This is a genomic window from Candidatus Steffania adelgidicola (assembly GCF_020541225.1).
Classification (GTDB): domain Bacteria; phylum Pseudomonadota; class Gammaproteobacteria; order Enterobacterales; family Enterobacteriaceae; genus Steffania; species Steffania adelgidicola.
The window spans coordinates 1,082,279-1,098,918 of sequence record NZ_CP045889.1 but is presented as its reverse complement, the minus strand read 5'-3'; the positions used below and the strand labels follow the sequence as shown (position 1 = coordinate 1,098,918).

General features: G+C 36.5%; 6 protein-coding genes and 2 rRNA genes. 5 read left to right on the top strand and 3 right to left on the bottom strand.

Annotation, left to right across the window (positions count from 1 at the left end; translation table 11 throughout):
• Positions 1-1,084: 1,084 nt before the first annotated feature.
• Entirely contained in the window at positions 1,085-1,786 is a 702-nt protein-coding gene (fre, locus tag GFK82_RS03060) for an NAD(P)H-flavin reductase (protein ID WP_226810522.1), read from the bottom strand.
• Between the two features lie 950 nt (positions 1,787-2,736).
• On the opposite strand from fre, the gene GFK82_RS03055 reads away from it, so the two are divergent.
• Both GFK82_RS03055 and rrf read left to right on the top strand, forming a co-directional pair.
• Positions 2,737-5,645: ribosomal RNA gene (locus GFK82_RS03055) — 23S ribosomal RNA — on the top strand.
• 94 nt (positions 5,646-5,739) lie between these two features.
• Positions 5,740-5,855: ribosomal RNA gene (gene rrf / locus GFK82_RS03050) — 5S ribosomal RNA — on the top strand.
• A gap of 110 nt (positions 5,856-5,965) precedes the next feature.
• Here the strand turns inward: rrf and dksA are convergent.
• On the bottom strand, positions 5,966-6,421 hold the full coding sequence (dksA, locus tag GFK82_RS03045; RefSeq protein ID WP_226810520.1) for an RNA polymerase-binding protein DksA: 456 nt from the start codon (positions 6,419-6,421) through the stop codon (positions 5,966-5,968).
• A gap of 2,285 nt (positions 6,422-8,706) precedes the next feature.
• Between dksA and rpoH the strand changes: the two genes are divergently transcribed.
• The 3 genes from rpoH (at position 8,707) to fbaA (ending at position 15,478) form a co-directional block, all read left to right on the top strand.
• A complete protein-coding gene (gene rpoH, locus GFK82_RS03040) occupies positions 8,707-9,564 on the top strand; it encodes an RNA polymerase sigma factor RpoH (protein ID WP_226810519.1) in 858 nt (285 codons plus the stop codon).
• A gap of 3,563 nt (positions 9,565-13,127) precedes the next feature.
• Positions 13,128-14,291, top strand: coding sequence for a phosphoglycerate kinase (locus tag GFK82_RS03035; protein ID WP_226810517.1), 1,164 nt, complete (start codon positions 13,128-13,130; stop codon positions 14,289-14,291).
• 107 nt (positions 14,292-14,398) lie between these two features.
• Positions 14,399-15,478 carry a class II fructose-bisphosphate aldolase gene (gene fbaA, locus GFK82_RS03030; protein WP_226810515.1) on the top strand — a complete coding sequence of 360 codons (1,080 nt, stop codon included), beginning with the start codon at positions 14,399-14,401 and terminating at the stop codon, positions 15,476-15,478.
• Positions 15,479-16,263: 785 nt separating this feature from the next.
• Here fbaA and rpmE read toward each other — a convergent pair.
• Entirely contained in the window at positions 16,264-16,479 is a 216-nt protein-coding gene (gene rpmE, locus GFK82_RS03025) for a 50S ribosomal protein L31 (RefSeq protein ID WP_226810514.1), read from the bottom strand.
• Positions 16,480-16,640: the final 161 nt, after the last annotated feature.

Sequence of the window (16,640 nt, the reverse complement as noted above, 5' to 3'; positions counted from 1 at the left end):
TTTAAGGCTTTTATAAAACAATGATGACTATTTCGTAGAAACGCTTCACACACCAATTCAATTGATTGAACATATCATTTCTTGCCATATATAGTGTGGAAAAATTTCTTTTTCCTATCGATTAAACAGTATCAAAGACTGCTTACTTTAACTCCTGGGATTTTTACGAGCGCTGTTTTGACAGTGCCTAAAAGGCAGTCTACGAATTCTTTGTGATTATTACTTAAGATTGGATCGATACATATACAATAGTTAGTTAAGATAGTATAAGAGTTTTTATATGCTGGCGTATTTTAGCTTTTCTAAAGTTAGAAAAGCCTGTTGAATCACGTACGCTACATGTATAAAAAGCGTATTGTATAAATGGGTAAGTGTTTATTTAATTCATGAATCTACATACAGATTTTGAATTCATATAGAACGATGTTTTTTTGATTCTCAAGATGCTTTAGTTTTTATTTTTTCTATCTAGATATGGCGGGGAATCTCTAAAAGATGATTATATGTTTCATATTTGTCTTTGAATTGGTTCGAAGTATATTTTAATAAATTGAAAAAATCGCCATTTTGCAAAAAAATGAGCATAAGAAAACCGTCTGTCAAGGATCGGTGTCGAGTTTAGTAATGTTATATATTGTTGCTACAACTAGAGCTAGTTTTCTATTGATTTACGTGTAATAGCTTAGATCACAAACCATACCGCTGTAATATCTCAACTTCGAGAAGCGAGAACTCATATTCACTTCCTTATTAGCTAAGGATATGAACACAGCTCAGGGGGGGAAGGTCTACATCATAAATAGTATGGATATAAGATCATAGTTATGCTTTTCAAAGCATTAATGCACTAGTCTGTCAAGACCAGACCTCTTATGTATCCTGGTCACGCGCATTGCTATATATCTCTGATATTATCAAATGCTCCCAAGATGATTTATGAAGATTTCATCTTCAGGTATTGTTTTGAAATAACGGTATGTGATAGCAGCATAATGCACCGCTAAAAACAGCATCTAGCTGGCCGAGGATATTAGTCCCCCAATGAGACAAAAAAAATCATTGGTTTTCATATAACTAGAACGGGTTAATTAAATGTGAAAGCGTCACCAAAAATACGTTCAACCACAGCTTGGCGTTCAGTACAGAAACGTTCACGAGCTATGTGTGCTATGTCAAATCGACCAGCGATATAGATATCGTAAGGTTTTAAAGAGGTATAGTCATGCATCATTGCTTTTAGGAGTGTTCCAGAACGTCCTTTCCAGTGTGCATCCGGCTGTTCGACTACCCCCACTACTGACAATTGTCGGTGCTTCAGCATAAGCAGTTGTAATTCAACTAAATCATAAAGATGTTCCCGTTTTCTCCCCCCCCAATATATAGCCACTTTTCGCTCAGGTTGGCGCGTCAGTACCGTCAATAAAATTGAGCGAGCGTAAGAAAAACCGGTACCGCTAGCCATTAATACAATGGCCCGGTTGCTGTCGTCACGCAACCACGCTTCACCTTGAGGGATTTCGACCGTAATCAATTGTTTCTTTAGAATCGGCTGCATAATATCCATCGCTTTTAAATTGAATTTAGATGCTTGGATATGCAGTTCGATAAACCTAGTTTCCATGGGTGTCGACGCCAGAGAAAAAGGTCGTTTATCGAATTTATCTATAATTATCATAAGATACTGACCAGCCCGAAAATGGAAATCGGATTCCGGTATTAGTCGTACACGGTAAACAGTATCAGTTATGGCATCCACAGAAGAGATTTTACAGGTCAGTGTTGTCATGCAATCCCTCTAGTTAGACTATTCAGCGATGCGATAAAACTAAATGATAAATAATCATGTATGACTATTTTAGAATAACTAGTTCTTCTAAATAGTGTGAATGTATCTGGATACGATCTAATGGTTTTCAATAGAAAAACTTCATTATTTTATAGGAGAATAGTTCCTGGCTATCTTGTTGATCATATCTCTGCCCGTTTTCGATTCTAGCCCAGAAATCAGCAAGGTGAAATGCAGATAATTTATAGATGTATATTTTATTAAAATCATATTGCTAGCATGATTTTATGAGAGTTATTACAGACAATGTCACATCTATGCAATCATTTTAAGGAATATCTGTCTAGCGACAGATAAAATCATTTCGTGATATTCGGGAACTGTTAATTAATAGGGAAAAGAATGTTTCATGACGTAATGCCGTAATCATCGCTAGTTTATTGGGAAGATATCCTGTATACATAAAGTCATATTCCGGTTCTCTTTGTTAGGTAATGTAAAGAATCAGTCAAAGAAAATAAAATCACTTACAAGTTAAGTGATTTTATTTTCTTTGACACATTAAGTTAGCTTTGTGCATGTCATATCTTGACATCTTTAAAATTGAATGGCTAGGTTAATAATATGAAATTTTCATCTTCATCCTTGACATTAAGTAAAAGGATGTATATGATTCAGTGGTTGAGTTTGATGACAACATGATTTGAAGGTTTTGAGTGTCTCTGGCTATACAAGCCAAAGACAAAAAACACATATGTAAATTTATTTCTCAGCATGATTCTGCGTTCTCTCATGCTGAGAAAAATTGCTCTTTAAAAATCTGGAACAAGCTGAAAATTTAAAATGCATGGTTGGAGTAGAACACAACATGCAGTTTTTCATAAACAAAACAAGCAAACCTGAAAATCTGGAGTTAATCTGAATTAAAAATAAACAGCTCAGGGTTGTGAGGTTAAGTGACTAAGCGTACACGGTGGATGCCTAGGCAGTCAGAGGCGATGAAGGACGTGCTAATCTGCGAAAAGCGCCGATCAGCTGATATGAGGCGTTATTAGTCGGCGATATCCGAATGGGGAAACCCGGTGTAAATTTTACATCATCATTAGGTGAATCCATAGTCTAATGAAGCAAACCAGGGGAATTGAAACATCTCAGTACCCTGAGGAAAAGAAATCAACCGAGATTCCCTTAGTAGCGGCGAGCGAACGGGGAACAGCCCAGAGCCATCATCATCTTTCATATCAGGAGAACGGTCTGGAAAGTCCGGCAATAAAGAGTGATAGCCTCGTATCTGAAGGTGTGTTAGTTGTGAGCTCGATGAGTAGGACGGGACACGTGATATCCTGTCTGAATATAGGGGGACCATCCTCTAAGGCTAAATACTCCTGACTGACCGATAGTGAACTAGTACCGTGAGGGAAAGGTGAAAAGAACCCCGGCAAGGGGAGTGAAATAGAACCTGAAACCGTGTACGTACAAGCAGTAGAAGCATTCTTCAGGATGTGACTGCGTACCTTTTGTATAATGGGTCAGCGACTTATATTCTGTAGCAAGGTTAACTGTATAAGGGAGCCGTAGGGAAACCGAGTCTTAACTGGGCGATGAGTTGCAGGATATAGACCCGAAACCCGGTGATCTAGCCATGAGCAGGCTGAAGGTTGGGTAACACTAACTGAAGGGCCGAACCGACTAATGTTGAAAAATTAGCGGATGACTTGTGGCTGGGGGTGAAAGGCCAATCAAACCGGGAGATAGCTGGTTCTCCCCGAAAGCTATTTAGGTAGCGCCTTATGAATTCATCTGCGGGGGTAGAGCACTGTTTCGGCTAGGGGTCCATCCAGGATTACCAACCCGATGCAAACTACGAATACCGTAGAATGTTATCATGGGAGACACACGGCGGGTGCTAACGTCCGTCGTGAAGAGGGAAACAACCCAGACCGCCAGCTAAGGTCCCAAAGTCATGGTTAAGTGGGAAACGATGTGGGAAGGCATAGACAGCCAGGATGTTGGCTTAGAAGCAGCCATCATTTAAAGAAAGCGTAATAGCTCACTGGTCAAGTCGGCCTGCGCGGAAGATGTAACGGGGCTAAATCATGCACCGAAGCTGCGGCAGCAGCATGAGAGTGTTGCTGGGTAGGGGAGCGTTCTGTAAGCCTGTGAAGGTGCACTGTAAGGTGTGCTGGAGGTATCAGAAGTGCGAATGCTGACATAAGTAACGATAAAGCGGGTGAAAAACCCGCTCGCCGGAAGACCAAGGTTTCCTGTTCAACGTTAATCGGAGCAGGGTGAGTCGACCTCTAAGGTGAGGCCGAAAGGCGTAGTCGATGAGAAACAGGTTAATATTCCTGTACTGAGTGTGACTGCGAAGGGGGGACGGAGAAAGCTAGGTTCGCCGGGTGACGGTTATCCCGGTTTAAGCGTGAAGGTGAAGGAAGTAGGTAAATCCGCTTCTTTTAAACACTGAGGCGTGATAAGAAGCCATTTAGATGGTGAAGGAATTGATGCTACGCTTCCAGGAAAAGCCTCTAAGCTCCAGGTCACATTTAATCGTACCCCAAACCGACACAGGTGGTCAGGTAGAGAATACCAAGGCGCTTGAGAGAACTCGGGTGAAGGAACTAGGCAAAATAGTGCCGTAACTTCGGGAGAAGGCACGCTGGCATGTAGGTGAAAAGCCTTGCGCTTCGAGCTGAAGCCAGTCGCAGATACCAGCTGGCTGCAACTGTTTATTAAAAACACAGCACTGTGCAAACACGAAAGTGGACGTATACGGTGTGACGCCTGCCCGGTGCCGGAAGGTTAATTGATGGGGTTATCTTTAGGGAGAAGCTCTTGATCGAAGCCCCGGTAAACGGCGGCCGTAACTATAACGGTCCTAAGGTAGCGAAATTCCTTGTCGGGTAAGTTCCGACCTGCACGAATGGCGTAATGATGGCCAGGCTGTCTCCACCCGAGACTCAGTGAAATTGAATTCGCCGTGAAGATGCGGTGTACCCGCGGCAAGACGGAAAGACCCCGTGAACCTTTACTATAGCTTGACACTGAACACGGAGTATTAATGTGTAGGATAGGTGGGAGGCTATGAAATCTAGGCGCTAGTTTAGATAGAGCCAACCTTGAAATACCACCCTTTAATATTTAATGTTCTAACTTAGCCCCTTAATCAGGGGTAAGAACAGTGTCTGGTAGGTAGTTTGACTGGGGCGGTCTCCTCCTAAAATGTACCGGAGGAGCACTAAGGTCAGCTAATCACGGTCGGACATCGTGAAGTTAGTGCAAAGGCATAAGCTGGCTTAACTGCGAGAATGACAGTTCGAGCAGATACGAAAGTAGGTCTTAGTGATCCGGTGGTTCTGAATGGAAGGGCCATCGCTCAACGAATAAAAGGTACTCCGGGGATAACAGGCTAATACCGCCCAAGAGTTCATATCGACGGCGGTGTTTGGCACCTCGATGTCGGCTCATCACATCCTGGGGCTGAAGTGGGTCCCAAGGGTATGGCTGTTCGCCATTTAAAGTGGTACGCGAGCTGGGTTTAGAACGTCGTGAGACAGTTCGGTCCCTATCTGCCGTGGGCGCTGGAAGATTGAGAGGGGCTGCTCCTAGTACGAGAGGACCGGAGTGGACGTACCACTGGTGTTCAGGTTGTCATGCCAATGGCATTGCCTGGTAGCTACGTACGGAAAAGATAACCGCTGAAAGCATCTAAGCGGGAAACTTGCCTCAAGATGAGTCTTCCCTGAAGCTTTAAGCTTCCTAAAGGGACGTTAAAGACGATGACGTTGATAGGTCGGATGTGTAATCGCCGTGAGGCGTTGAGCTAACCAATACTAATTGACCCGTGAGACTTAACCTCACAACACCTAAGCTGTTTGAGAGTGAAAAATTTTTTTAGCAGCCATGTTCCAGATAATTTAAATATAATACAAGGAGTGTGGTATAAGAATTTACCTGGCGGTATAAGCGCAGTGGTCCCACCTGACCCCATGCCGAACTCAGCAGTGAAACGCTGTGGCGCCGATGGTAGTGTGGGGTTTCCCCATGCGAGAGTAGGAAACTGCCAGGTATCCCATAGGTCGAAAGGGCTTGATCCCGAGCGATAGATAGTAAAAAATATGCCCGCCCTATTTTATAGGGCGGGGCTTTATGAATAAGATTGGTATCTTCAAATGGATATTATCCAGCCATCTGTTTTTCGCGAATTTCCGCTAGGGTTTTGCAGTCAATGCATAAATCGGCAGTTGGACGTGCTTCCAATCGGCGAATACCAATTTCTACTCCACAGGATTTGCAAAATCCAAAGTCAGTTTCTTCTACTTTCTTCAGAGTTTTTTCAATTTTTTTAATTAGTTTGCGTTCTCGATCACGGTTTCGTAGCTCAAGACTAAATTCTTCTTCTTGCGCAGCACGATCTACCGGATCAGGGAAGTTAGCAGCTTCATCCTGCATATGAGAAACGGTACGCTCCACTTCATCTCTAAGTTGATTTCGCCATGCCTCAAGAATGCGCTTAAAATGTAGAAGTTGAGCTGCATTCATGTATTCCTCACTAGGATTTTTCTGATATGGCTCCACCCCAGCTATGGCGAGAATACTCAAGGAGGATGTTTTACGCGTTTGCTTTTCTTGCATGTTCTTTCTCCTTTTTAAACACATTTTCGATCTCTAATCTAAGGAAAAGTAGGCTGCTATAAATAACAGATGATGTTAAGATTAGCAATTATTCATATGTCTACTTAATAAAATAGTCAGGTAATATGGGTCGAAATCGATAATCATTTTCATAAAAATAAGTAACTTTATATTTTTAAAATTAATGTTATAATGCAATTATTATTGTTATATTTAAGTTTGTTAACAGCAATAAATGCTGAGAAAGCATCAAAGGATCTTTTCGTTAATATCAACATTAAAGTATACAGCTAAAAATAATATATTCTCATTATCACTCCATGATTAGAGAAGGGTTTACTAAAATATTTGAGTGGTGATTAAGATAAATTTGTAGACTTTTTCAACTGCGAACAACGTTATGACAGATTTTAATGACCTGTTTGTAATTAGTTGAAATTTTTGTGTTAAGAAAAAATAACCATCTGTAAATATAATATCTCGATATAAAATTATACTTGATATTTTTTAATCTCAAGAAGAATATATCAGAATTGCATGAAATTGGGTAAAGAAATACATATTATGTAAGATGAATATAACATCACTAATAGGTCACGACTTCGTTATTACTGAGTATTTTTCTTTCATCTTTTGAAAAAAGATGAAAATTGCGAGGATCATCAGATAGTAAAATAGTGGAAATTTAAGGAAGGAAAGCGTCGATATTGAATTATATAATCTAACCATCTTTAGAGATAAAGGGTGGTAGGGAGGGGATCTAAGATATACTATATTAATTAATATAAATATTTTTTTTATAAAACGGTAGATTATACAACACTGACATTAACTGTTAGTGGGTTTTTCTAGCCATCTTGAATTTTTAATTCAACATTCTGAACTTCAGTCAGAGTATGAAGTCTGCTGTTTTGAATATAAGAGAAATGAAATCAGAGCTTTTTTGATTTAATTGAATCACTTCACGTGACTTTTTTCCATCCTTTATCTTTCTTTTGAAGTATTTTGATCTCAAGGTTTAGAGATCTTTATAGAGATAAGAGCTCTAAGAGTAGTTGATACTGCTTAAAGAAATTAGATAACGCTTATAGCGTAACTTAAATAGAAAGCTATTTCTATTGTTCTCATATATCTCTTATATAAGGAAAATACCAAGCTATCATTTCTGTATTTATAAAATACAGAAGATATTTGTTATGTATTCCGTAATAACATGTTTTAATTATAGAAAATATCTACTTAAAGATATAAGTGATAGAAAAATTTTGGATAAAATATCCCCTAAGAGTTAAGCTAAACTTAATGTAACGTAAGAAAGCATATTGATTTTATAGGCGATGTCTTTTTTATTAGTGATTTACTAATCTTTTGAATTTTCCTTAGTCGTACTATACCTTCATGAGCTTTGGATTGTTTTTAGGTAATCCCGAAAAAAAGAATGTATATATAATTTAAAATATGCCTAAAAGATTTTAGTATAAAATATTTAACATCTATATGTTCGCTTATCTAAATATCGGTATATGTTCTCGTTCTGAACTTAAATAAAGCTTAAATATTATTTGGTTCAGTACCGTAAAAACAATGCATAATATTTCGTAGTGAATTTTAACTGAGATTGGGTTTAGCATATATGAGATGTATTCAGGGATAATCTCAACAGACCAGGGGAAGAAAATATGATTTTAGTTTATTAAAGACTAGCATTTAGTTAAATCTAACTTATTCAAAAAAACCATACTATGGTTTAGTAATTCTTACTTAATTATCATGATATTTAGTCTGTGGGTATTGTACTCAGTAGCCATATAGACAGTACTGAAGGAGGGTGTGCAATTAATATAGGTCGCGATAGTGATATAGAAAAATACTTTCTTATCGGCAAGTTCATGTAACTTTGTTTTTTAGCCTGGATGATAAAATTCATCTTTACTCGCAATAGGTTGATCCTAAGACAATTTTAAAAAATTGTATCTCTGGTATAACTGATGTATTTATCTGATTGATTTTAGTATCTCTGTTCGATCATGGTGAATGTAGCGTAATGTTTGGTAGTATTTAAAGACTAGATAGCTAAGCGAAGATAAAGTCACGATTACCTATCTGATAAGCGTAGGTTGGTGAGTGTAAGAGATTTAGAGCAGTTTACGCCTGATGAGAATTTTTTACTGAAATTCTGGAGTTTCTAAACTTACCAAAGAAATCTCACTCTTATTTATTGAGCGTTTATTAGGGTGTGGGCGTTAAATTGAGCAGCGTTCGATTTTTTTATCAAGAGGTCATGAATGATTAAAGATATGCAAGTTTTAACCTATGTCCCCCAGGGCAGTCTGGAAGCATATATCAGGGCAGCTAATACTTATCTAATGCTAACAGCAGAGGAAGAGCAAGCACTGGCGAAAAAGCTGCATTACCATGGTGATTTAGAGGCTGCCAAACAACTTATTGTGTCTCATTTAAGATTTGTTGTGCATATTGCACGTAATTATTCGGGATATGGTTTACCTCAAGCTGACTTGATCCAAGAAGGAAACATCGGACTTATGAAAGCCGTGCGCCGTTTTAATCCAGAAGTGGGGGTACGGTTGGTATCCTTTGCTGTGCACTGGATTAAAGCGGAAATACATGAATACGTGTTGCGTAACTGGCGTATTGTAAAAGTAGCAACCACAAAAGCACAGCGTAAGTTATTCTTTAATCTACGGAAAACAAAGCGGCGCCTAGGGTGGTTTAATCAGGAAGAAGTAGAAATGGTAGCAAAAGAGCTTGGTGTGACTAGCAAAGATGTCCGTGAAATGGAATCGCGAATGGCTGCACAGGATATGACGTTCGATCCCATCCCTGAAGATGAAAATAGTGATGGGTGTTCAATGATGCCCATGTTTTATCTGCAAGATAAAACATCCGATTTTGCTGATGGCATTGAGGAAGATAATTGGGACGGGCACGCTGCCGATAAACTAAGTGGAGCCTTAGAAGGCCTCGATAATCGTAGCCAAGAAATTATTCGTGCCAGATGGCTAGATGATGGAAATAAAAGTACCCTGCAAGAATTAGCTTGTCGATACGGAGTTTCTGCAGAGCGGGTACGCCAGCTTGAAAAGAATGCTATGAGGAGAATGCGTATAGCGATTGAGGCCTGATGATACCTAAGCCGCACTTATTATAGATATCTATCACGACGATCTATCATGGATTTAGAATCGGTTGTGATATTGCTAATATTCTATGAGAAAAATGGTATGATCGTAATCATTAAATGACATCTTTTTTCCGATAACGCGATATTTATAAATATCCGCTATCAAAAATATATACTAGTAGCCAATTGCTATACTACGAGTAGTAGCTGTCGTCCTCATTAACTATACTATTTAGCATTTGTCGTGAGGATTGATTTAAATAAAAGCATACGTCCTGTGACCATAATTTAATATGGGCTTTATCTTGATTCAAGTTTTACTTGAGTTGATGTTTGAACCTCGTAGGAAATCCTTGATTAGAGCTTGTTCAGTGTTTTTTTAGAACCTGTATATCTAGACTAGATAAAATCTTCTTTACTTCAGGTGGATTTGAGTGTTTTAAATTTGTTAACTACTCAATCATTACTTGCATGGATTTCTGAAAGGCCTGACCAACCTTTATATCTTATATCAGAATAAATTTATCTATATTATATTTGAACTCATATGAGGATCGACAGGATTCCTTATCCTAAAAAATTAATACTAATTCAGCTCAATACTTGATTGTAGAAATAAGTCTGTTATGGTCGTGTAGTGTTATATATACCAACATAATAAAAAGTATATCTTTTTTTATTTGCGGACACTATCAATCCGTGAAGACACTTCCTGTATCAGATCTCTAGAGGGAACACTTAAATTATTGTGATGCTAGAATGGAGGTGTATTTAACGCTATTTTATATAGTGTTTTGTTTTTTTTCATATTATAAAAACCAGCCATTTTTATGGAAAGTATACCTTATCTATATATAGAGATGTAATGAAAGAATTTTTACTTTAATTACACTATATAGAATAAGAAAAGAAAACTTCTTTTATAAGGAATAGTTCCTTTTTTATTGCTGTCACCTATATGTACTAAGTGAGACTTGAATTTGAGTTACATATAAATCAGTGTTTTCTAGGGTATTTATTATAGACATTAGCTTGTAGTGAATAGTAAGTTATTTTCTGATGATGTAAATCCTTACTATTTTTATAATACGTCGATTTATACAATATAATTAAGAGTTAAAATCGTTATAATCTACCTTTAGTAGATTAAAGTATTACCTTTCATAAAATTACAGTTGCACTGAAAACAGGTACTCGAGCCTACGTTCACCTTTTGGTGATATGAACTATCACTTATAAGTATATTTTTAGTAGTTTACTAGTATATTGTTATGACAGCCCATTACATGTAGATGATGTATGCTTGTATATATCCTAGCTAGAACTTGATAGCGGTATATTTGATCGGTATACGCCAGATGCCAAGATGTATTGTATACGATTTTGGAATAAAACATTATATATTGATGATATAAGAATAGATAATTGTCGGGTATGAGGAGTTTTAGGCGTGTGTAAAAGGTGAGGAGAGAATATACATTTTAATTATTAATATGTAGTGCTAGATATAGCGTAGCGGTCTTAACAGAAAATATAATATAGTATCTCCAAGTAATACCATGATTATATAGTGTAAAAGAGGTTCTAGAATCATATTCGAATTTTTCTATGAAGTTTTAGATTACACAGCATTGATAGGTTCAATTCTATAAGTATATAATGTTTCATTATATTAAAGTAGTAAAAAAGCTCAGTTAATACAATGACTTCAAATGATAGAAATTAAATGATATAAGAAATCTCTCTTTCCTTTATCAAGGAGAAAATATGATTTTTATTAAAATCCAGTGTGTCTTTGTATAAAGGAACCTTTCGCTCTTGTTAAGGAAAATATTTATAATATTCAATTTTCTTGGTCGCCATCAACGGTGTACTGAAACAAAGATATCGCTAATGATCTGCATGCTTAAACTGAGTTTAAGTAGTAGTAATAAGCTATCAGCAACGCTGATTTACCTCTTCTATCTGTCCCGTTATTGCTTAAATATTTTTTTTACATCTCATTCTATTTTTAACCTAGCTTTATATAAAGACGCCAATACTGTGTTGATATAAAAACTCATGAACTGGGTCATGAGTTTTTATATCTAGAACATTAGATAAACCTTAATCACTCAGTGAGTGAGACAACGAATTTTCTGATTAGGTATGAAGTTAAGAGTGAAAGAGAATGATGAATGCTATTCTTGAATTGGCAATCATCACTATTAAAATTAGAGCAGAATTTTAGAAAAGTCATGTATTTGTCCATAACTCAATTGAGAGGTTATGAGGTTACAATAAACTCTTTTAAATGGTAAAATGTAATTACATTAAGAATTAGAGACCTGTATTTCGTTTTTTTTGAGAGATAATACTGCCTATTTGCATAGGCAGGTATAGTGATGAGTGAAATGTTATTTAAGTATGTTAAATCGAGAAAATAGTTTTTATAGGATAACGAGGATATTTTGATTTTTATGTGTATCCATGTGTTTTTTATTAGGTGGGGCCTGAGCTAATATATAAAACATCATCTCTACTAGATATATGGAGCCAATACTGGCATATTGCATATAAGATTATTATAGAAGAATCTTCTTCTCAAGAAGTTTTATATTTTTTTGGGTAAGTGTTGGTATGGTCTGGATTTTACAAAAAATAAAATGTTTCGCTGAGCTTTTGGATAAAAATAGTTTGTTTTTATGTTGATAAAAATTTGATTTGTTTATCAAGACATCCATATTTAATTATTATAAAAATGAATTTAACAAAAACAAGGGTTTATTGGTTTTCTGATTTATCTATCAGATAATATACTTTAATTCATCCTCGTTAATTATGAGGATAGATATGAAAAAGAAAAGTAAAAAATAGACATGCTGTACGATGCAGGCACTCTATTCTGAGTGGATATGTTGTAATTAAAAGGCATTTAGTGACTGCTCTCTAACAGAAAAAAGTAAAGTGCCTATCAAAAATATAAACTACTTCTATACAGAAGTAGTTCTACATCGCTTATAGATCTGTAATCTAGAGAGGGTTTTTCTATAAAATCAAAATTCAGGTTATAACCAGGCGTTTTTATTGTGATTTTTACTGAGCATCTTGCATACTTAATCTTGAGGTACTTGCTTTTAAGGTAATTAATTAACAAACTATCTTTAAAATTCAATAGGTTTAAGATCTGCTAAAATTTTAGCTGATTTAAATAGTAAGAATTTATTAAAGTTAAAAAATATACTCGGTCAACTCCAACATCTTTAAAAAAACACTATCTTTTAGTGTGAGTAGAGATAGATATAAGTGATGTTATTTATATCGTAACTCTACCCCAAAGTAGCAATATTCAGCATAGGTATAATTACGTGATATAGGAGATAATGGTGAATGATTACTTAGGCTGATTTTTTTCCTCGTTCGCGAAATTTTTCATAGGAATGACTTTATATCATCTGATCTATCAAAAATTCAGTCTTTTCGATTGATGTTGAATGAATAAGGTAGGAAGAAAATACTTGCTTGTATGAGGAGGTGTTTTCATTATGTAGGAGCTTTAGTAAGCTAAATATAAGAGGTTGTACCATGGCTATCATTAAGATGAATGAGGTAGATCTAGCCGGTAAACGTGTTTTAATTCGTTCTGATTTTAACGTGCCAGTTAAAGATGGGAAAGTAACTTCCGATGCGCGTATTCTCGCCTCCCTACCTACAATAGAAAATGCATTGAAAGAAGGAGCTCGAGTTATGGTAACTTCTCATCTTGGTCGTCCTATTGAAGGAAAATATAATATTGAGTTTTCTTTACAGCCAGTTGTATGTTACCTCAAAGATAAACTAGGTTTTTCGGTTCGTCTAGTAAAAAATTATCTAGATGGAGTGGATCTCGTCGAGGGTGAAGTCGTCGTACTCGAAAATGTGCGTTTTAACAAGGGTGAAAAGAAAAATGATAAAGTCTTAGCCAAGAAATATGCTGCGCTGTGTGATGTGTTTGTTATGGATGCTTTCGGCACTGCTCATCGTGCCCAGGCATCGACCCACGGTGTTAGTGAATTCGCTTCCATTGCCTGTGCTGGCCCTCTACTAACTTATGAGCTGGAAGCCTTATCTAAGGCGCTGGATAATCCGGCGAGACCAATGGTAGCTATGGTTGGCGGTTCAAAAGTTTCCACTAAACTAAGCATATTAGATGCGTTATCTAAAATTGCAGATCAGATTATTATTGGTGGTGGTATTGCTAATACCTTTCTTGCAGCACAGGGTTATAATGTCGGTAAATCGCTCTATGAGCCTTGTCTAATACCGGAAGCTAAATTTTTATTAGAAAGTAGACGTATTCCCATACCAACTGATGTCCGTGTTGCAACTGAATTTTCTGAAACTGCGACTGCGACTCTAAAATCTATTAGCGATGTTCAGGATAATGAACAAATCTTAGATTTAGGCGATGAATCTGTTGCTAAGTGGGCAAAGATTTTAAAAAATGCAAAAACAATTTTATGGAATGGGCCAGTTGGCGTATTTGAATTTATCAATTTTCGTAAAGGTACAGAGATCCTGGCCCACGCTATTGCGGATAGCGAGGCATTTTCTATTGCTGGTGGTGGTGATACCCTGGCAGTCATCGAGCTCTTTAGTATTGCCGATAAGATTACCTATATTTCTACTGGTGGTGGTGCTTTTCTTGAATTTTTTGAAGGTAAATTACTTCCTGCAGTGGTTGTTCTTGAAGAACGTGGCAGACCTTAAGTTTTAAGAGGATCGATTATTATCTTTTCCCGGTTCGTATAAAGGTTCAGATTTTAGTGATAAATCACCTTCTACTTTATTATTTTATAAATACAGGATAAATTTATATGTCTAAAATTTTAGGTTGTATTAAACCAGGGGTCATTACTGGTGATGATGTGCAAAAAGTATTTGCTGTCGCAAAAGAAAATAACTTTGCTCTACCCGCCGTTAATTGTATAGGTACCGATTCTATTAATGCTGCGTTAGAAGCAGCGGCTAAAATGCGTGCGCCAATTATCGTGCAATTCTCAATTGGTGGTGCTACCTTTATTGCAGGAAAAGGGATAAAAATAGAAGATCAGACGGCTGCAGCAGTTCAGGGTGCAATTTCTGGCGCAATGCATGTTCATCATATGGCAAAATATTACAATATCCCTGTTATCCTACATACCGATCATTGCGTTAAAGAATGTTTGCTGTGGCTAGATGGGTTACTCGAGGCTAATGAGAAGCATTATAGAGCTACCGCTAAGCCGCTGTTTTCATCTCATATGATTGATCTTTCTGAAGAAGCGTTAGAAGAAAATATCAAAATTAGTGCAAAATATCTGGCACGTATGGCGAAGCTAGATATTACGTTAGAAATTGAGCTGGGTTGCACTGGCGGCGAAGAAGATGGCGTGGACAAGAGTTATCTACATAATTCTGCTCTCTATACCCAGCCGGAAGATATCGCATATGCTTATGAAAAATTACGGGCTATTAGCCCGCGCTTTACTATTGCAGCCGCTTTTGGTAATGTTCATGGCGTTTATAAGCCGGGCAGTGTCAAATTGACACCAAAGATTCTTGATAACTCACAAAAATATATTTCAAAAAAATTCAATCTTCCAGATAAATTCTTAAATCTTGTATTTCATGGTGGTTCAGGGTCGACTTCAGAACAAATTCAAGAAGCCATCAGTTACGGAGTGGTTAAAATGAATCTCGATACTGATATTCAGTGGGCAACCTGGGAAGGTATCCTAAAGTATTATCATCAGAATGAATGTTATCTAAAGTCTCAACTAGCTAATCCGGAAGGCGAAGATAAACCTAATAAAAAGTTCTATGATCCCCGTGTTTGGATCCGTGCCGGTCAAATATCTATGATAACGCGCCTAGAACTGGCTTTTAAAGAACTTAATGCTGTTGATATACTATAATGATTTACTGATACTTAATTGTTGTATCCGTAGTAAGTTAAGTTTAACAATCAATCAATTTTGTAGACTGATATGATATTTGAGTATCTCCATACTCATAGAGACCGTGTTTAACCATAGTGAAAAAACATCGCAATACTCTCTGTTTAAATTCTTTATATTAGTAAAAGTTCTGGAATATTTTTTTAGTAAAAACACGGTTAAAATCTTGAAACAGGCATTGTATTAACCGGTGTTGTAATATTAACGAATCAAACCTTTTATCGAGTCAGTATATTTTATACTGATGTATAAGCAATTTATCGAGATGTTATTTACTACTATTTATAATAATGCTTAGTTTTAGATGCAAGGATATTACTGAGTGTTAGGTATAAAATGAAGTGACTATTATTTTAATGAATTTAAGAAAATAGCAGATTACCGAGCAAGGCTATCACTACATTTTTTATCTAATATATCCAGATAAATATTTTTAATTTCGTAGGAACAAGTAATTCTCATAGATATATAAATATATGATTTTATAGATAAAACTTTGATTTCTTATATCAAGAAACATTAAGTGAATTTACGCTGGTTTTTACATAATACATGCATTTTTCTGATATTAAAGACATCAGCCCCCTATACTATTTATATTAAAAACATATAAATTATCAAAAATAACAGCCTAATATGACATCATCTTTTATAGTTCACGAAGATAATCGAGCTATTGTGAACTAAATATAAAAATATTATCAATATATCTCGCCTGCTGAGATATTTGCACAGAAAAAAAATTATTTTTTATTATTAAGCAGGTTGAAACGTTTATTAAAACGATCAACACGACCGCCAGTATCAACTACACGTTGTTTACCAGTGTAGAATGGATGGCAAGCGCTGCAAACATCTAGATTTAGGTCATGACCTAGGGTAGAGTTAGTCTTGATAATATTACCGCAAGAACAGGTGGCACTAATTTCTGTGTATTTTGGGTGAATATTTTTTTTCATCGGAACCTCTTTGATAAGACCACGTCACAATCTAGTCCATCGGTAGCTAGCTAGATACTACGCGAATAAAGTTAATAGATTTATATATTGGATAATACTAAAGTTGACGGATGATACAGAATTCACCCTATTTTTACAAATAGAAAGAAGTGAAGACAGGG

Bases quoted from the DNA above. Each gene is read 5' to 3' on its own strand.
- fre (WP_226810522.1), bottom strand. From the start codon at position 1,786: ATGACAACACTGACCTGTAAAATCTCTTCTGTGGATGCCATAACTGAT.
- dksA (WP_226810520.1), bottom strand. From the start codon at position 6,421: ATGCAAGAAAAGCAAACGCGTAAAACATCCTCCTTGAGTATTCTCGCC.
- rpoH (WP_226810519.1), top strand. From the start codon at position 8,707: ATGATTAAAGATATGCAAGTTTTAACCTATGTCCCCCAGGGCAGTCTG.
- GFK82_RS03035 (WP_226810517.1), top strand. From the start codon at position 13,128: ATGGCTATCATTAAGATGAATGAGGTAGATCTAGCCGGTAAACGTGTT.
- fbaA (WP_226810515.1), top strand. From the start codon at position 14,399: ATGTCTAAAATTTTAGGTTGTATTAAACCAGGGGTCATTACTGGTGAT.
- rpmE (WP_226810514.1), bottom strand. From the start codon at position 16,479: ATGAAAAAAAATATTCACCCAAAATACACAGAAATTAGTGCCACCTGT.